Consider the following 18,712-nt stretch of genomic DNA (forward strand, 5'->3'; position numbering starts at 1 on the left):
CGATGAAGATCTACGGCGACAGCAATTCCGGCAATTGTCTCAAGGTGAAGTGGGTCTGCGACAAGCTCGCTGTGCCCTACCAGTGGATCGAGATCGACACCCGCAAGGGCGAGACGCGCACGCCGCAATTCCTGAAGATGAACGGCGCCGGCCAGGTGCCGACCGTCGCATTCGACGACGGCCGTACGCTGGCGCAGTCCAACGCCATCATCCGCTATGTCGCCCGCGACAGCGTGCTGGTTCCGCGCGACGCCTTCACGGCGGCCAAGATGGACGAATGGCTGTTCTGGGAGCAGTACAGCCACGAGCCTTATATCGCCGTGTGCCGCTTCCTCATGGTCTATCTCGGCAAGGATGCCTCCGAGCTCGATCCTGAAAAGGTCAAGCGCGGCTATGCGGCGCTCGACCGCATGGAGCAGCATCTCGCCGCCAGCCGCTTGTTCGCCGGCGAGGAGGTGTCGCTCGCCGACGTGTCGCTGCTCGCCTATACGCGCCTCGCGCATGAAGGTGGCTTCGACCTCGGCCGTTATGCCTCCGTCCGCCGCTGGATCGGCGACGTCGAAGCGTTTCTCGGCCTTCCGCCGGCGCGCTGAGGTGCGGAGTCGCCTGACATGAATGCCGAAGCCGTCTCTATCCGTCCCGCGCGCCGCGAGGACGTCGTCGCGATCGTGGCGATGCTCGCCGACGATCATCTCGGCCGCGCGCGCGAGCGCGTGGAGGATCCGTTGCCGTCCTCCTATTACGACGCATTCGCGCGGATCGCGCGCGATCCGAATCTGACGCTGGTGGTTGCCGAGAGTGAGGGCAGGGTGGTCGGCTGCCTGCAACTCGCGATTCTGCCGGGCCTGAGCTCGCAGGGCGGATCCCGCGGACTGCTCGAGGACGTTCGCGTTGCCACCGAGTGTCGCAGCCGCGGCATCGGCGAGCAATTGGTGCAATGGGCCGTGACGGAAGCAAAGGCGCGCGGCTGCAATCTGGTCGAGTTGCTCACGCATCAGACGCGCGTCGATGCGCAGCGCTTCTACAAGCGGCTCGGCTTCACGGCGAGTCACGTCGGCATGACTGTCCGCTTTTGAGGCAGCGCGACGCGAGCGCTGCGCAGCCGGCGAAAAGCGGGCTTTTCATTCGGTCGTGTTAAGAGCCGGTAAACTACCGCTCCGTCGTTCACATTGATGAAGGAACGAAGGGTGCTACGGGGGCATCTGACACCGGGCTCGCTCGGTTCGGGACATTTCAATGACAAGCTATTCGATGATCAAGGTCGGCAACGACTACGTCGTGCAGGCCAATGACAAATGCATTTTGAAGGTCGGAAGCCGCCGCAAGGCGGCGCAATTGATCAGCGATGCCACGGACTTGCTGAACGCGCTCACTGTTGTCGAATCCCCTGATATTGCACCGGAAGCGCGATCACTGGCGCGTGAGGCCCCGGAACTTCCTTGACGGACCTTCCCGATTCCCGTATCAGCCGCGGCGGGACACCTCCCCCCAACGGGAGGCTTACTATCTGGAAGGGTAGATCATGACTGTAGCGAAGCCCGCTTCGCGGCCGACCGTGCCGCATTTCTCCTCCGGCCCCTGCGCCAAGCGCCCCGGCTGGAACGCCCAAAATCTCAAGGACGCAGCTCTCGGCCGCTCGCATCGCGCGAAGATCGGCAAGGCCAAGCTCAAGCTCGCGATCGACCTGACGCGCGAAGTGCTTGAGGTCCCCGCCGATTACCGCATTGGCATCGTGCCGGCCTCCGATACCGGCGCGGTCGAGATGGCGCTGTGGTCGCTGCTTGGCGCACGGCCGGTCACCACGCTCGCCTGGGAATCCTTCGGCGAGGGTTGGGTCAGCGACATCGTCAAGGAATTGAAGCTCAAGGACGTCACCAAGCTCAATGCGGCCTACGGTGAGATCCCCGATCTGTCGAAGGTCGATCCCAAGAGCGACGTCGTCTTCACCTGGAACGGCACCACGTCGGGCGTGCGCGTTCCGAACGCGGACTGGATCAGCGCGAGCCGCGAAGGCCTGACCATCTGCGATGCGACCTCCGCCGCATTTGCGCAGCCGCTCGACTGGGCCAAGCTCGACGTCGTCACCTTCTCCTGGCAGAAGGCGCTCGGCGGCGAGGCCGCGCATGGCATGCTGATCCTGTCGCCCCGCGCGGTGGAGCGGCTCGAGACCTACAAGCCGGCCTGGCCGCTGCCGAAGATCTTCCGTATGACCAAGGGCGGCAAGCTCAACGAAGGCATCTTCGTCGGCGAGACCATCAACACGCCGTCGATGCTCTGCGTCGAGGATTATCTCGATGCGCTGAACTGGGCCAAGTCGATCGGCGGTCTCAAGGCGCTGATCGCGCGCGCCGACGCCAACACCAAGGTGCTGGCGGACTGGAAGGCGAAGACGCCCTGGATCGACTTCCTCGCCAAGGACGCATCGATCCGCTCCAACACCTCGGTGTGCCTGAAGTTCACCGATCCCGCGATCACCTCGCTCTCCGAGGACGCGCAGGCGGAGTTCAGCAAGAAGCTGGTGGCCCTCGTCGAGAAGGAAGGCGCGGGCTACGACTTCGCCTATTACCGCGACGCGCCGGCCGGCCTGCGCATCTGGTGCGGCGCCACAGTGGAAGCAAAGGACGTCGAGCTGCTGACGCAGTGGATCGACTGGGCCTTCGCCGAGAGCAAGGCCACGCTCGCGAAGGCGGCGTAAGCAAACCTAATCCTCGTCATGGCCGGGCTTGACCCGGCCATCCATCAATCAAGAGAGATGGATCCGCGGGTCAAGACCGCGGATGACGTGCCGTAAATGCAGCACGCACAACGGATCATCCCCATGACCAAACCCAAAGTTCTCATTTCCGACGCGCTCTCGCCCGCTGCCGTGCAGATCTTCAGGGATCGCGGCGTCGAGGTCGACTTCCAGCCCAATCTCGGCAAGGACAAGGACAAGCTGGCCGAGATCATCGGCAATTACGACGGCCTTGCGATCCGCTCCGCGACCAAGGCGACCGCCAAGATCCTCGAGAAGGCGGCCAGGCTGAAGGTGATCGGCCGCGCCGGCATCGGCGTCGACAATGTCGAGATCCCGGCCGCGACGGCCAAGGGCATCATCGTGATGAACACACCGTTCGGCAATTCGATCACGACCGCCGAGCACGCCATCACCCTGATGCTCGCGCTCGCCCGCGAGATCCCGCAGGCCGATGCCTCGACGCAGGCCGGCAAGTGGGAGAAGAACCGCTTCATGGGCGTGGAGATCACCGGCAAGGTGCTGGGCGTCGTCGGCTGCGGCAATATCGGCTCGATCGTCGCCGACCGCGCGCTCGGCCTGCGCATGAAGGTGATCGCGTTCGACCCGTTCCTGTCGCCGGAGCGCGCCAAGGACATCGGCGTCGAGAAGGTCGATCTCGACGATCTGCTCAGGCGCGCCGACTTCATCACGCTGCACACGCCGCTGACCGAGAAGACCAAGAACATCATCGACGCGGCCGCGATCGCCAAGATGAAGAAGGGCGTGCGCCTGATCAATTGCGCCCGCGGCGGTCTCGTCGACGAGCAGGCGGTGGTCGATGCGCTCAACGCCAAGCACATTGCCGGCGCCGCCTTCGACGTCTTCGTCGAGGAGCCCGCGACCAAGAGCGTGCTGTTCGGCCATCCCAACGTGATCTGCACGCCGCATCTCGGCGCCTCCACCACCGAGGCTCAGGAGAACGTCGCGCTGCAGGTTGCCGAGCAGATGTCGGATTACCTGCTCACCGGCGCGATCTCGAACGCGGTCAACTTCCCCTCGATCACGGCGGAAGAAGCGCCGAAGCTGAAACCGTTCATCGCGCTCGCCGAGAAGCTCGGCTCGTTCGCCGGCCAGCTCACCGAGAGCGGCATCCTCAAGGTCGAGATCACCTATGAGGGCCACGTCGCCGAGATGAAGATCAAGGCGATCACCTCCGCGGTGCTGTCGGGCCTGCTGCGGCCCATGCTGGGCGAGGTCAACGTCGTGTCCGCGCCGGTCGTCGCCAAGGAGCGCGGCATGGTGGTGGACGAGATCGTCCGCGCCGCGCAGAGCGATTATGAGAGCCTGATCACCGTCACGGTCACCACCGAGCGGCAGGAGCGGTCGGTCTCGGGCACCGTTTATGCAGACGGCAAGCCGCGCCTCGTCGACATCAAGGGCATCCGCGTCGACGCCGAGTTCGGCAAGTCGATGATCTACGTCACCAACGAGGACAAGCCGGGCTTCATCGGCAAGTTCGCGGGGCTTCTGGGCGACGCCAAGATCAACATCGCGACCTTCCATCTCGGCCGGGTCGCTCCGGGCAGCGATGCCATTGCGCTGGTCGAGGTCGACGGTGTGGTGCCGGCCGACGTGCTCGCCAAGGTGCAGGCTCTGCCGCAGGTCAAGCAGGCCAAGGCGCTGACGTTCTGAGCGGCTCCCACCGGCGTCATGGCCGGGCATAGCTGTCCGAAGGACGGCGTCGCTTCCGCTCGCCTATGACCCGGCCATCCACGTCTTGCCGCTCGGCGCGAAGAACGTGGATGCCCGGGCCTTCGCCGCGCCGAAGCGGCTTCGGCCGCGCAGGCGGGACAAGCCCGGGCATGACGTGTGGATAGAGCGGGCGCGCACGCCCCGGAATGACGATCATCATATCATATATTCCGACACGCGGAACAACGCCGTCTCCATCGCCGGAGGCGGCGTTTTCATTTTCCCCACCCCCAATCTTTGTGTACCAATGGCGCTAGGACGCTCCGTTCCAAATCGTTCGACAAGGGAGAAAACAATGCGTGAAGCCGTCATCGTTTCCTATGCGCGCACGGGCCTGGCGAAATCCGGCCGCGGCGGGTTCAACATCACGCCGCCGATGTCGCTCGCGGCCCACGCCATTCATCACGCGGTGGACCGCGCCGGCGTCGAGAAGGACTATGTCGAGGACTGCTATCTCGGCAATTGCGCCCATGGCGCGCCGAACATCGGCCGCCAGGCTGCGCTGCTCGCGGGCCTGCCGAAGACCACCGCCGGCGTGTCGGTGAACCGCTTCTGCTCGTCGGGCCTGCAGACCATCGCGATGGCCGCCAACTCGATCCGCTCCGACGGCGCCGATTGCATCGTCGCCGGCGGCGTCGAGAGCATCTCGATTCCCGGCGGCGGCACGCCGAAGGAATCGGTCGATCCGGAACTGCTCAAGGTCGCCCCCGACATCTTCATGGCGATGATCGACACCGCCGACATCGTCGCCGAGCGCTACAAGCTCAGCCGTGAATATCAGGACGAGTTCTCGCTGGAATCGCAGCGCCGCATGGCCGCGGCCCAGCAGGCGAACAAGTTCAAGGACGAGATCGTCCCGATGAAGACCAAGATGAAGGTCGTCGACAAGCAGACCAAGGCCGAGTCGATCGTGGACTACACCGTCGATCGCGACGAATGCAATCGCCCCGAAACGACGATGGAAGGATTGGCAAAACTCGAGCCGGTGAAGGGCCCCGGCAAGTTCGTCACCGCCGGCAATGCCAGCCAGCTCTCCGACGGCGCCGCCGCGGTGGTGCTGATGGAAGCCAAGGACGCCGAGAAGCGCGGCCTCAAGCCGCTCGGCCGCTTCGTCGCCTGGGCAACCGCCGGCTGCGAGCCGGACGAGATGGGCATCGGCCCGGTGTTCGCGATTCCGAAGCTCCTCAAGCGCACCGGCCTCAAGATCGACGACATCGATCTGTGGGAGCTCAACGAGGCCTTCGCCAGCCAGTGCCTGTATTGCCGCGACCAGCTCGGCATTGATCCCGCCAAATACAACGTCAACGGCGGCTCGATCGCGATCGGCCATCCCTTCGGCATGACCGGCGCGCGTCTCACCGGCCATCTGCTGCAGGAAGGCGCCCGCCGCAAGGCCAAGTGGGGCGTGGTGACGATGTGCATCGGCGGCGGCCAGGGCGGGGCCGGCCTGTTCGAGATCTATCACTGAGCTCAAGCTCTCGCAGACAAGGAAGCACGGCGCGATCGAAGCGCCGTGTTTCTTTTTTGGAACTGTGCCTGTGCACGTCACCGTGCACAGCGGCGAGTATTGTAGCGAAATACACGTATTAATACGTGCCCGCAAATTAACGGAAGCTTTCCCCGATTATCGCTTCATCAACCGCATCGCTCACCACCAGCTTGGTTCACGATGCGGCTCCCTTCCCTGCGACTCACTCACAAGATCACCGCGATCGGCGTCATTGGCGTCATCGGCGTCGTCCTGATCGGCGGCATTCACCTCTACGGCGAGCGGAGGATGGGCGTCTATCGCGACGCGGCCGAGGATGCGCGCACCGTGTTCGAGCTGAACAACAGGATCGCGGTCGAGCTGCTCGAGGCGCGCCGCGCCGAGAAGGATTTTCTGCTGCGCAGCGATCCGGCCAGGGCGCAGCGACAGGTCGAGATCGGCCGGCAGGTGGCGCTCGACATCGAGACGCTCCGCGGCAAGATCGCAGCGCTCGGCCAGCCCGAGCTGGCGCACAAGATCGACGCGATGAATGCGTCGCTGAAGACCTATCAGGCCCGCTTCGCCGCGGTGGTCGAGGAACGGCAGCGGCTCGGCCTCGACGAGAAGTCCGGGCTCGAAGGCCGCCTGCGCGCTTCCGTCCACGGTATCGAGAGCCAGGTCGACCAGTTCCAGAATTCCGAGCTCAAGGTGATCATGCTGATGATGCGCCGGCATGAGAAGGATTTCATGCTGCGTCGGAACGCCAGATATGGCGAGGAGATGAAGAAGCGCGCGTCCGAATTTGCCGCCGGCCTCGACGCGGCAGCCATTGCCGACGGCGCCAAGGCCGAGCTGCGCCAGAAGCTCGCCGATTATCAGCGCGACTTCTCCGCCTGGATGGAGACCGCGCTGAAGCTGGCGGCTGAATCGAAGGCGATGTCCGAGGCCTTCGCGTCGGTCGAGCCCGTGATCGAGCAGGTCTCGACATCGGTCGACCGCATCCGCGCCGATGCCGACCGTCTCAACGAGGCCGAGCGCACCAGCATCCAGTTCTGGATTGCGGTCGCGATCGCGCTGATTGCGACGGGCGTGCTCGGCCTCGGCATCTTCATCGGACGTTCGGTCTCGAGGCCTTTGACCGCGATGCGCGCGGCGATGATCGAGCTCGCCAACGGCAATTTCGCCATCGTTCTTCCCGGCCTCGGCCGGCCCGACGAGATCGGCGAGATCGCGCAAGCCGTCGAGACATTCAAGATCAACGCCGAGCGGAAGGCGCAGGAGGAGGCCGAAGAGAAGATCAGGCAGGACAAGCTCGCCGCCGAGCGCCGCCGCGCCGACATGATCAGGATGGCGGACGATTTCGAAGGGGCGATCGGCGAGATCGTCGAGACCGTGTCGTCGGCGGCTAATGAGCTCGAGGCGTCGGCGACGTCGCTGACCACGACCGCCAGCCGCTCGACCGAGCTTGCCACGCTGGTCGAGGCGGCGTCCGAGGAAGCGGCGACCAACGTGCAGTCGGTGGCGTCCGCCGCCGAGGAGCTGACCGCCTCCGTGAACGAGATCAGCCGCCAGGTGCAGGCCTCCGCGCGCATGGCGGGCGAGGCCGTCACCCAGGCCGGGCAGACCAATGACCGCGTCAGCGAATTGTCCAAGGCGGCCGCGCGCATCGGCGACGTGGTCGAGCTCATCAACGCCATCGCCGGCCAGACCAATCTGCTCGCGCTGAACGCCACCATCGAGGCCGCGCGTGCGGGCGAGGCCGGACGCGGCTTTGCCGTGGTGGCCTCGGAAGTGAAGGCGCTGGCCGAGCAGACCGCGAAGGCGACCGGCGACATCGGTCAGCAGATCTCGAGCATCCAGGTCGCGACGCTAGATTCCGTCGGTGCGATCAAGACCATCGGCGGCACCATCGAGCGTCTGTCCGAAATCTCCTCCACCATCGCGGCCGCGGTGGAAGAGCAGGGCGCCGCGACCAGCGAGATCTCGCGCAACGTCCAAAGCGCCGCCGCCGGCACCACGCAGGTCAGCGCCAACATCTCCAGCGTGCGCCAGGGCGCGACCGAGACGGGATCCGCCTCCTCGCAGGTGCTGTCCGCGGCGCAATCGCTGTCGAACGACAGCAGCCGGCTGAAGATCGAGGTGAGCAGGTTCCTGGAGACGGTGCGGGCGGCGTGAGCCCCCGCCGTCGTTCCGGGGCGTCGCGAAGCGACGATCCCGGAATCCATTGCACCACCATTGATGCGGATCGATGGATTCCGGGCTCGCGCCAAGAGGCGCGCCCCGGAATGACGGCTTGAGCGTGCCGCGCCCTACGCCCCCGCCAGCGCTGGCGCGAGCACCACCTCGATCAGCGTGCCGTGGCCGGCGCTCTTGATGTTGAACCGGGCGCGGTTGGCTTCGACCAGCGCTTTGGTCAGCGACAGGCTCAGCGCCGAGCTGTCGGCGGCATCGCCCGGCGGCGGCGTGCGGAACGGCTCCATCGCGGCGGCGACTTCGCGCTCGGAAAGGCCATGGCCGGTGTCGCGGATGCGCAGCGCAATCTCGCCGCGATCGGTCAGCGCGGTCGAGACGATGACCTGGCCGCCGGCGCTGGCGAGCCGGATCGAGTTCGAGATCAGGTTCATGGTGATCTGCCGCATCGCGCGCGCGTCGACGCTCACCTGCGGCAGCGCATGGGCGAGCGAGGTGCGGATGATGATGCGCTCGCGGTTGGCCTGCGGCTGCATCACCGTCACGCAGGCTTCGACCAGGTCGTTGAGGTTCAAGTTCGCGAAATTCAGGTCGAGCTTGCCGGTCTCGATCCGCGACAGCTCCAGGAGGTCGTCGATGATGGCGATGACGCGCTCGCCGGAAGCGCGGATGTCCTTCATGTATTCGCCGTAGCGCTCGTTGCCGAGCGCGCCGAAGCGCTCGGAGATCATCACCTCGGCAAAGCCGATGATGGCGTTGAGCGGCGTGCGGATCTCGTGGCTGATCCGCGCCAGCATGTCGGCCTTGGCGTTGGCTGCGCCGTCGACGAGGCGGCGGGCCTTCGTCAATTCGCTCTCGCCCTTCTTGGCGTGCGAGAGATCGCGGAACACGGCGAAGAAGTTCGGCCCGTCGGGGCGGGTGCGCCCCATGATCATCGCAAGCGGAATGACGCCGCCCTTCTTCTCGCGGCCCAGCACCTCGCGGCCGTGATCAAGCAGGCTGGAGATGTCCTGGCTCTTCAGGCTTTCCAGATAATCCGCGACGATCTGCTGGCTCTCGGGGGCGAACAGCGTCAGCAAATTCTGCTGCAGCAGCGCCTCGCCGTCATAGCCGAACAGCGCCTCCGCGCTGCGGTTGCAGGCGTGGATGTTGCCTTCGGCGTCGAACATCACGATGCCCTCGGCCGTGGTGTCGAGGATGGCGGCGAGATCCTCGGCATCGGCATCGCCGGCCGCGGGCTCCGCGTCCGCGGCGTCAGGCTCTGCGGCCACCACGGTCTCTGCGACGGCAGCCGCCGCGATCGGCGCCGCCTGCGGCAGCGCGCAGATCAGCGCATGCGCGCTGTCGCCGTCCCACTCGATCGTGTGCAGATGCGCTTCCGTCGCGGGCGGCGGCGTTTCGCCGTTCGCGATTGTCGCGCTGATCGTCACAGGCGTGCCGCCTTGCGTAGTGCTGCTGGCCGCCGACACGCCCGGCTCGACATAGAGCGCATCCAGCCCGCCGGCATGCTCCAGCGCGTTCAGGCCGTCATAGCCCATGCGCGCGAGGAAGGCGGGATTGGCGTAGAGCAGGCGGTCGAGCCGGTAGATCAGGATGCCGGTCGGCAACAGGTCGAGCAGCGTGCGGTCGCGCGCGCTCATCCCGCGCGGCGGCGGTGCGGGCTCGGTCAGCCATTCGGCGGCGGCCTGCGGCTCCGGCTCCGGTGCTTCGGCGCTGGTCTCCGCCACTGGTCCGGCCGCGTCGGTCGTGATGGTCTCGCGCTCGCGTTCGAGCCGCTCGGACAATTGCCGCGCGAGCTCGTTGAACGCGCTGTTCTCGACCGGCGTCAACGTCGGCGGCCGCGTATCGCCGGCGACGCGGAACGGCACGACATTGGGAGGCGTTTCCACGGGCGTGTCCAGTTCGGTTGGGTGTGAAGTCTCGCTTGTGGGCTCTGGCAGGTCGGGTTCGGCTTGCAGGTCGGGCTCGGCTTGCGGCTCGGGCTCGATTGGCGCGATCGGCGGCGCTGCTGCTTCGCCCTCCGCCTCAGCTTCCGCCGCCGCTTCAGGCTCGGGCTCCGCATCGAACGCGACGGCCTCAGTGGAGCGATCCTGTGCCGGCGGCTCGACCAGCAGCTCGAAGCGCCTGAGCGCCTCGAGCCGGTTGAGCGCGTCGAGATCGCGGCAGACGCCGAAGCCGCGGAAGCCGGCGAATTCACGGTTGCGGTCGTAGACCGGCAGGCCCGCGAGCTCGACCGGAATGTGCTCGCCGCCGTCGGCCGGCCAGTTCACTGTGATGCCGGCCCAGGTATCCTTGCTTTCGAGCGCCTTCGCCACGCGGCCCTCGGGATCGAGCGAGAATTCCTCGGCGATCTCGCGCCAGGGGCGGCCGAAGCCGGCGGCCGTGTGCGTGCCCATCAGGCGGATGAAGTCATCGGAGCCGAGCACAAAGCGGCCCTCTTCATCCATCTGCCAGAGGAAGCGCAGCGGATGCTGACGCGGTGCGGGCGGCTCTTGGTGGCTAGAAGAGTCCTGGCCCGAAGTCGGCTCGACCATGCCCGCATTGATCGGCGCGGGCTGCGGCGACACAATGGCTTGCGGCTGGTTTTCAACCGGAGTTTTGGCCGCCGCGGGGACGACCGGCTCCGGCGTCGGCGCAATCGTCTCGGCGGGCGGTTCGGCCGGCTCAGTGAATGCGTCGAACAGCGCAATCGCAGACGGTGCCTCGTCTGGCGCAGGCTGTGCGTCCTCCGGCACCGCGGCCGGAGGCTGCGCGGGCGTGACGTCGGGCGCGGCCTCGTGCGCCGCCGTGGAGGCGGCCGGCTCGATCAGCGCGACCAGGCCGATATCGGCGCCGCTGCCGACCCGCTGCAGAACCATCTGGCCGATGCCGATCGGCGTCGCAGCGCGGCCGGTTGCCAGCGCATCGCTGCGGGCGCGGTCGAGGCCGGCCTCGAGCAGATCGCGGAAGCCGAGCAGGGGGCGCGCGGCCTCGCTCGCGCCGACGAACAGCCCGTCGGGCGCGAACGCCGCCACCGGCACCTTGGCGCCGGCGACCAGCCGATGCAGCCGCTCGACCAGCGGCATGGTGCGCAGCGTCGGGTCCATCGCGATGACCAGCACGGCATGGCCGCCATCGGCAAAGTCGAGCCGCGCGCAGCCGCAGGTCATCAGCGCCCCTAACCGGGCGCCGAAGCCGCGCAGCCGCTGCAGCCGCATTGCGCCGTTCGCCGGCAGCTGGGGGGCGAGCCTGACGATTTGGCGGCGATGGCTGTCGGCGGGGCCGAACACCTTGTCCGCAAGGCCGGCGCTGTTGGCCGCGCCGAACAGCTTTGCGCCGACCGGATTGGCCCACAGCACGCGCGCGCCGTCGGTCGACCACAGCCAGACCGGCAGAGCAGAGGTCGCATGCACGGCCAGCCGCGGATCGCCCACCCCTCGCAACTGGAAATCCGAACGCGTCATCAGGCCGGCTGCATCTCACGCTTCACGAGTGGCGGCTGCCGGGAATGACAGCCTTAAGAAAGGGTTAGTATCGCCCGGAAGGCGCGACCAGGTCCACGGCCCAACGCCCGCAAGCGTACCCCAAGCGGCGATAACCTTAATCCCGTCAACCCCGCAAGCCGAGCCGACGTTGCATCCAAGGGATTCAAGGGGTGGGGCGCTTGCGAAGAGACGCACCCGCGCGGCATCTCAGGTCCCCATCCTCCCCTAGAGGGGTCCGGGACGAGCGAAGCTCGCCCGTAGATCGGTTCGCACGCAGCGAAGCGGAGAGCGAACCGAGGTGGGGTGACAGTCTCTCCCCACAGGCGGTCCCCGAGCGGAGAGATCACCCCACCCCGGCTCGCATCGCTGACGCGTTGCGAGCCGACCCTCCCCATCCAGGGGAGGGTAAGAGCGCGTGTGTTGCCGGGCGCATCCCACTACCTCAACCCCCGGTTCCCCCATACCGGAACCTCATCCTCCCCGAGATTAAATTTCGCATCGCACCCCTCTGCCGCGTTGCGATGCACAATGTTGACATGATAGGCAGCCATAATTCTGGCGCTGGGCGAGCCATCTCATTGTTTCGCGTTTCCAGTCTTCGTACCCGCTCAATGCGCAGGGCCCATGGTCGGGGCCGGCGGGCGCGCCAGAAAGGCTCACTCCATTTTTTCAATTAGCGTGAGGGACCAACATGACAGGTGCGACTGATCCGTTTTCTGCCTCGATCATCCCGTTCGAGGTTCCCGAGCAGGTGCGTGCGTTCGCCGAGAAGGGCGCGGCGCAGGCCCGCGAGAACTACGCCAAGTTCAAGGACGCCGCCGAGACCCACAACGGCACCGTCGAGGCCGTGTTCACCTCGGCCTCCAAGGGCGCAAGCGAGTACACCGCCAAGCTGGTCGAGTTCATGAAGGCCAATTCGAACGCCCAGCTCGACTTCGCCCAGCAGCTGTTCGGCGCCAAGTCACCGACTGAAGCGATGGAGCTGTGGACCGGCCACGCCCGCAAGCAGCTCGAGACCTACCAGGCCCAGGCCAAGGAGCTGGTCGAGCTCACCCAGCGCGTCGCCAACGAGACCGCCGAGCCGATCAAGGCCAGCGCCTCGAAGTACTATCCGTCTGCCGCCTGAGGCGAGGCCGGTTTGGTGTGAGATGCGAAGCCCGGGCCCGAAAGGCCCGGGTTTTTCTTCGCCTCTCCCGCTTTCCCCATGCGGAAATCCAAGAATGGTCGTCATGCCCGGGCTTGTCCCGCCTGCGCGGCCGAAGCCGCTTCGGCGCGGCGAAGGCCCGGGCATCCACGTTCTAGGTGCCCCGGGCAGAAGCCGTGGATGGCCGGGACAAGCCTGGCCATGACGATGTGGAGGCTTGTGCGTCCGAAGCGCCAGCGTCATATGCGGTGCCCTGCCTCGAGGGGGGAGCGCAACACCTCGATGCCCGCCACCGCCCGATTTGCCCGCACCGAGGGTGCTTTCACCCGGTTTTTCACCCCATTGCGGCCTTGCCAAACCCGGCCGTTGCACCTAGTTTCCGCCCCGTCCAGCCCCCTCAGGCATCAAGCCTTTTCAGGCAGCCCAAGGCGCGGCTCGCAAGGATGCAGTTGTAGCTCAGTTGGTTAGAGCGCCTGTCTGTGGAACAGGAGGTCGGTGGTTCGAGCCCACCCAACTGTACCAAGTTGGAAAATTCCCCCGCAATCCCGGCATCTTACTGATGGACCTAACGTATTTGCGCCGCCAAAATACAAAAGGCTGCACAAATGGCGTTGCGAATGGTCTCACTAAACCGGCTCCCAGATAACCGATGGTTTGCGCGGAAGGTCATCCCCGAGGATGTCCGACAAGATTACCAACGCCTGTATGGGACCAAGCGCGAAGCTCACCTGAAGCTCTCCGCCGATACGCCCCGTCATGAGGCGAAGGCTCGCCTTGGTGAATGGGCTGCTGAGGTCGAAACACGCATTGCCACACTCCGCTCTCAGCGAAAGGGCGAGGGGCAGCCGCTCACGAAGCTCAACGCAATCGCGCTCGCCGGCCGATGGTACAACTGGTTTGTCGCCCAGTACGAGAACGATCCCGGACCTGCGAAGGTCTGGCGGGAGTTGAGAGACCTGTTCATATGGGAAGTGATCGGGCCAGAGGCTCCCGACAGTTACGAGGAAGACCCAAGGTCCGATCCTCACTGGGATTGGGCCAAGGAGCCTGAAGTTCGCGAAGCGGTGCGGCCAAGGGTCGCCGAGCAGGCGCGGGTCGCGACATTTCTGGCCAGCGAAGGCATCGCCCTGAACGCTACAGCGTACGCGCTCTTTGTGGATGCTGTCAGCGACAACCTCTTACCCGCGTTCTCGGTGCTGGAGAAGCGGGCCAATGGTGACTACTCACGCGATGAAAACCCCAGCACTTTCCCTGAGTTTAGGGACGGTCCCGCGCGGGCTTCGGGCGTGAGCTGCTGGGAATTGTTCGAAGCGTTCGTCCTTGCGGTCAAGCCCGCCGACAAGACGGTGATCAGATGGCGCGCCGTGTTCCTTGAGATGCAACGCCAGTTTGCTGAGGTCGGCGCAAATGGCATCACGGAGGACGCCGCGCGCGATTGGATACGTGGTCTGATCGGCGAAGAACGTCAGGCAATAACTGTTCGCGAGATTTGGTTGTCCTCTGCCCGTCGTGTGTTCGGCTGGGCGCGCGAGCACAAGAAAATTGGACAAAATCCGTTCAAGGAAGTTCGCGTCGATGTACCGCGCAAGGCGCAGACACGAGAAGATGGCCGCAGCTTCACGGACGCTGAGGCAAAGATCATCCTCAACGCCAGCTTGGCCATTGAAAAGCCTATCACGCCCACAGAGAGAACACGCCGCTGGGTGCCCTGGCTCTGTGCGTACTCTGGGGCAAGACCGGGCGAAATCACGCAGTTGCGCGGGATCGACGTTGAGTATCGTAAGGGCCTCTACGTAATGAAGCTGACGCCCGAGGCCGGCACGATCAAGACGGGAAAGCCGCGTGTTGTGCCCATCCACGAACACCTGATTGCTCAAGGCTTCATTGAGATGGTCAAGCAGGTGGGGAAGGGTGCATTGTTCTACAACGATAAGACACCGCAACGGCCCATTGTAGATCCGCTGAAGCCCCCGCGGCCTCGGTCTGACACGGCGCGCGCACATCTGGGGACTTGGGTTCGTGGGTTGGGTGTCGATGATCCTCACATCAGCCCAAATCATGCTTGGCGTCACACGTTCAAGCGCATTGCTGACGAAGTCGGGATACCGGAGAAGATGAACGACGCCATCACGGGTCATACACAAGCCACTGAAGGGCGGAAGTACGGGACGCCTAATGTGACCGCGATGGCCCACGCTCTGAAGAAGTTCCCGCGCTACTCTCTGGAATGAATTGGTCGTCCACCAAGGGCTGCTGCGCGCCGACTGCAGGCAAACGAAACAATTCCCGCGACGACAGGAAGAAATGACGCCAGTTCTTATCGACCAAGAAGAACTTCAAGCTGCAAAACACGCCCGCTTGCGCGCGCACCCCATCTCAGAACATGCCGAGCTGCTCGTTAGCTCCTTGGCGGACATGGTGGATGAGCATGCTCTGGCGACGGGTGCACGAACCAACAAGCGGCAGAACACCACGGAAAAACTCAGGTATGCCGTTGGGGCGTTCTTGGCGGACCTCCTTCGGCCGTACGGCCAGGACGAGCCAGACCCCAACCCGTGGGTCTATCGAAGCATGCACGCAAAGTCCTTCACCGGAGCCAAGGTCTCCTTCCGAACCTTCTCGCAACTCGTGGATGGCTTCCGGCGTCTCGCGCTGCTCGAACACATCGACGGCCACAAGGTATCAGACGATGACAAGGGAAAGTACGCGGCACGCTTTCGCGCAACACCCGCCCTGCTGGCCTTCTCGAAGGAACGGTCGGTCAATCCCGCGAGAGTGCACGATCACTTCGAGTTCGAGTATGACCTTCCGAAGGTGGTGCTGGTGCTTCGAGCGGCCAAGGAGGTCTCGTACTGGTCGACGATTAGGCCACCGGGCAAGCCCATGCCGTTCGAGAGAGATGGCATCACCAATGCTATCGAAGAGCAAGTGAGGGAGCTGAACGAGTTCTTCGCGCAACACAAGCTGCGCGGTGGAGAGCACCATGGCTATGTGCGCCTCTTCCACAACGGCGATGACCCGCACTTCTATTGGAATATGGGCGGGCGGCTCTACAGCCAGCACTTCTCAGACAGCTACCAAGTCATGAATGCGGCCAAGCGGCTCAGGATGACTATCAATGGTGATCCGGTTGCAGAGATAGACATCCGCGCAAGCTACCTCACAATCTTCCTGTCATTGCGCGGTATCCAGCTTCCCGAAGGTGATCCCTATGAGCTGCCCGGTCTCGGACCTGAGCACCGCAGCGCCGTAAAGGCTTGGATGGTTGCTACCTTCGGTAATGCGAAGCCCATCGTCCGATGGCCACCACGCATGCTTCAGAAGTCCCCGGAGCTGAAGCAACACCGCGTCTCGACTATCACGAAAGCGGCTCTGGCCAAGTATCCCGCCCTTGAGACTTGGGGCCAGCCCCTCAGCCATAACACCAATGGTTGGGCGGGCCTGATGTGGTTTGAAAGCAATGTGATGATTTCGACGATGCTGAAATTGAAGAGGGAGCATCAGATACCGAGCCTAAGCGTCCACGACAGCCTGATCGTACCCGATCAAGGGGCCGATACAGCGTATACGGTGCTCAGAGAGACGTTCCGGTCCCAGCTGGAAGTGACACCTCTACTGAAAATCAATCGACCATCTCTTCCCTGAGAAGGGAGGAACAAGGGGGATGCACAGCTGGGGGGAGACAAAGAAGGGGAGACAGGAGGGACAAGGGAGAAGAGGAAAGGGGGATGATGATTGATGAAAAAAGAAGGCAGGGAACGCGGAGGCTACACAGGTACCCTGGAAACGTTTTATCAGTTTATGACAATGTGGGGACGTCGTCGGTAGTGGCTCCGGTGGGCCTATTCGGCCCAGCGGTGGCTTACGGTGAGCTTGTGGCTCCTTCAGCTTCTCGGGGGGCGGCTCGCCCAAACGCCCGCGGTGGTCTTCCCAGAAGTCTTGGGGCGGTATGGCACCTTAGATTTCGGGCCGATAGTCTCGCAAGTTCCGGCTGTGGCGATAATATAACAAAGCGGGTGGAGGGCGGCGCGCGTGCGGAAGTCCTCCGCCTATGGGGGAGAAGCTCGGGGGATGAACCATCTGATCGTCGCAGGTGCGGTGCTGCTCGTGGTGGGCTACGGGGCCTTTCTGGTCCTGCAAGGGCTATTCAGGGGTCTGGGTGCCGCTTCGAAAGCCGTAGCTGACCAGCGAGAAGCTCTGGCCAGCAAGAGGGCCGAACGTGTGGCCCAGCAGGAATACGAGCGGGCCCAGTCATACCGAGCAGAGAACCCCGTCAGAGTGGTCGGCATACCCAACCCTGATGCATTTCGCCGCGCCTTCGCTCTCCTGGACGACTACGTGGCCGCCGCAAGCGCCTACCGGCCTGCTCTCCCAAGAGCAGTGGATACCCGGTTTCGAGGGTACCACTACCCAGCACATATGTTCGAGCTTGCCCGCCCACATCCGGCCTCCCTGTCGGACAACACCGAGCCCCGTAAGGTCAACCTGACCTCAGCCGATGTCCTCATGGGGGGCGGTGCCGATATGACCAACGTCTATGATCGGGCCGCAGCCGCGTGCGACTTCCCGTGTGATCCGCCAGTCTTCCGCTACTCGCAGACCGATGCGCCAGCACAGAAGCCGAACTTCCCCAGCATCGCAGCTCCACCGGACACGCCAGTGCGCCTCGTGACCTTTAATGGAACAGAGGTGGATGCTGGGGACCAACTGCAGGCAAAGGCATACGAAGCGGAAATTCACCGTGTGACTTTGCTCAACTCGCAAGCGCGGCAGCTACACACCACCTTCCATGACAAGTATGCAGCGGCGGTCGAAGCGCGCGACCTCATGGAGATTTACCTCGCTGATCTGAGCTTGAAGTGGAGAGATGCTGAAGCGGCCCTTCGCCGAGAGTTCGAGCAAGCAAAGGAGACTTACGAAAGGGACTGCCAGCGGGCTACTCAGCCCATCCGAGCGGTCAATCAGCGTTATAGAGGGCGAAGCAGTGATGGTGTGCGCGGCCATTTTGAGCTTGCGCTATGCAACATCACCTTGCCGCTCCCGGACGACTATCCGTGGGAAGTGCTTTATGATCAGCAAGACCGAGTGCTTCAAGTAAACCAATGCGTACCATCGCTGCCTGACGTTTCGGTGGTGCGACAAGACAGCAAGCGTGCGCCAGCCAAGCGGGACGCCGAGACGACCCTTCGGCGCTATGTGCCAGCCATTGCGCTACAGATTGCTCATCACGTTGCCCGGAACGACCTTCAGGATGATGTAGACAGGATTGCGGTTAACTGCTGGTCACGGTTCTTCGAGCCAGCCTCGGGCAAGCTGAAAGACGCGTTTGTGGCGGCTCTCGCTGTTCAGAAACAGGACATCATCGATTTCAACGTGCAGCGTGCGGATGCCTTAGAAGCCTTTCGGGCACTCAAAGGCACCTATGTGTACAACGTGGCCGAGGTGGTGCCGATTGAGCCAGCCATTCGGCTCGATAAGGAAGACGAGAGATTTGTTGCAGGGAGAGACGTGCTCGACGGCATGGCACAGGGGCAGAACCTCGCAGCTATGGACTGGCAGGACTTCGAGCACCTCATTCGCGAGCTATTGGCAAAGGAGTATGCCGACAAGAATGCAGAGGTGAAGATTACGAGAGCCAGCCGGGATCGAGGGGTGGACGCGGTGATCTTCAATTCAGACCCGCTGCACGGGGGGAAGTTCGTGGTACAAGCCAAGCGCTACTCCAACACTGTTGACGTAGCTGCTGTAAGGGAGCTTTACGGCACCGTGCTGAACGAAGGCGCCAACCGGGGCATACTCGTGACTACAAGTCACTTTGGGCGGGACGCGCACGAATGGGCTGCGAACAAGCCCCTTACGTTGATCGATGGACCCAACCTCTTGGCACTGCTCGGCAAGCACGGCTACGATTTCAGGATAGCGCCCCAATCTTGATGTTACACAGCGCGGAGGGGGTGTTCGGAGCAACATGCTTGCCG

Annotated in this window: 12 protein-coding genes and 1 tRNA gene; 12 read left to right on the forward strand and 1 reads right to left on the reverse strand. The window is 64.1% G+C overall.

Annotation, left to right across the window (positions count from 1 at the left end):
• The first annotated feature begins 2 nt into the window (after window positions 1-2).
• The 7 genes from I6F36_RS22970 (at window position 3) to I6F36_RS23000 (ending at window position 8,111) form a co-directional block, all read left to right on the forward strand.
• Window positions 3-593, forward strand: a complete 591-nt coding sequence (locus I6F36_RS22970) for a glutathione S-transferase family protein (RefSeq protein WP_036009513.1) — start codon at window positions 3-5, stop codon at window positions 591-593.
• An 18-nt stretch (window positions 594-611) separates the two neighbouring features.
• Window positions 612-1,076, forward strand: a complete 465-nt coding sequence (locus I6F36_RS22975; RefSeq protein WP_109145289.1) for a GNAT family N-acetyltransferase — start codon at window positions 612-614, stop codon at window positions 1,074-1,076.
• A gap of 175 nt (window positions 1,077-1,251) precedes the next feature.
• The gene (locus tag I6F36_RS22980; protein WP_225172210.1) at window positions 1,252-1,443 is read left to right on the forward strand and encodes a hypothetical protein; all 192 of its coding nucleotides are present in this window, start codon (window positions 1,252-1,254) and stop codon (window positions 1,441-1,443) included.
• A gap of 79 nt (window positions 1,444-1,522) precedes the next feature.
• Window positions 1,523-2,695, forward strand: a complete 1,173-nt coding sequence (locus tag I6F36_RS22985; protein ID WP_225172211.1) for a phosphoserine transaminase — start codon at window positions 1,523-1,525, stop codon at window positions 2,693-2,695.
• Window positions 2,696-2,818: 123 nt separating this feature from the next.
• The gene (gene serA / locus I6F36_RS22990; protein WP_036030940.1) at window positions 2,819-4,408 is read left to right on the forward strand and encodes a phosphoglycerate dehydrogenase; all 1,590 of its coding nucleotides are present in this window, start codon (window positions 2,819-2,821) and stop codon (window positions 4,406-4,408) included.
• Between the two features lie 355 nt (window positions 4,409-4,763).
• The gene (locus I6F36_RS22995) at window positions 4,764-5,936 is read left to right on the forward strand and encodes an acetyl-CoA C-acyltransferase (RefSeq protein ID WP_036030944.1); all 1,173 of its coding nucleotides are present in this window, start codon (window positions 4,764-4,766) and stop codon (window positions 5,934-5,936) included.
• Window positions 5,937-6,137: 201 nt separating this feature from the next.
• Window positions 6,138-8,111 carry a methyl-accepting chemotaxis protein gene (locus tag I6F36_RS23000; protein WP_225172212.1) on the forward strand — a complete coding sequence of 658 codons (1,974 nt, stop codon included), beginning with the start codon at window positions 6,138-6,140 and terminating at the stop codon, window positions 8,109-8,111.
• Window positions 8,112-8,245: 134 nt separating this feature from the next.
• Here I6F36_RS23000 and I6F36_RS23005 read toward each other — a convergent pair whose 3' ends face one another.
• Window positions 8,246-11,569 carry a PAS domain S-box protein gene (locus tag I6F36_RS23005; RefSeq protein WP_225172213.1) on the reverse strand — a complete coding sequence of 1,108 codons (3,324 nt, stop codon included), beginning with the start codon at window positions 11,567-11,569 and terminating at the stop codon, window positions 8,246-8,248.
• A gap of 712 nt (window positions 11,570-12,281) precedes the next feature.
• Between I6F36_RS23005 and I6F36_RS23010 the strand changes: the two genes are divergently transcribed.
• The 5 genes from I6F36_RS23010 (at window position 12,282) to I6F36_RS23030 (ending at window position 18,668) form a co-directional block, all read left to right on the forward strand.
• Complete coding sequence (locus I6F36_RS23010; protein WP_225172214.1) at window positions 12,282-12,716, forward strand: phasin; 435 nt, start codon at window positions 12,282-12,284, stop codon at window positions 12,714-12,716.
• A gap of 463 nt (window positions 12,717-13,179) precedes the next feature.
• Window positions 13,180-13,256 (forward strand) — tRNA-His (locus I6F36_RS23015).
• An 83-nt stretch (window positions 13,257-13,339) separates the two neighbouring features.
• Entirely contained in the window at window positions 13,340-14,965 is a 1,626-nt protein-coding gene (locus tag I6F36_RS23020; protein ID WP_225172215.1) for a hypothetical protein, read from the forward strand.
• A gap of 73 nt (window positions 14,966-15,038) precedes the next feature.
• Window positions 15,039-16,379 carry a hypothetical protein gene (locus tag I6F36_RS23025; protein WP_225172216.1) on the forward strand — a complete coding sequence of 447 codons (1,341 nt, stop codon included), beginning with the start codon at window positions 15,039-15,041 and terminating at the stop codon, window positions 16,377-16,379.
• 426 nt (window positions 16,380-16,805) lie between these two features.
• Window positions 16,806-18,668 carry a restriction endonuclease gene (locus tag I6F36_RS23030; RefSeq protein WP_225172217.1) on the forward strand — a complete coding sequence of 621 codons (1,863 nt, stop codon included), beginning with the start codon at window positions 16,806-16,808 and terminating at the stop codon, window positions 18,666-18,668.
• Window positions 18,669-18,712 lie beyond the last annotated feature (44 nt).

The organism is Bradyrhizobium sp. BRP19 (genome assembly GCF_020194195.1).
GTDB classification, from domain to species: domain Bacteria; phylum Pseudomonadota; class Alphaproteobacteria; order Rhizobiales; family Xanthobacteraceae; genus Bradyrhizobium; species Bradyrhizobium yuanmingense.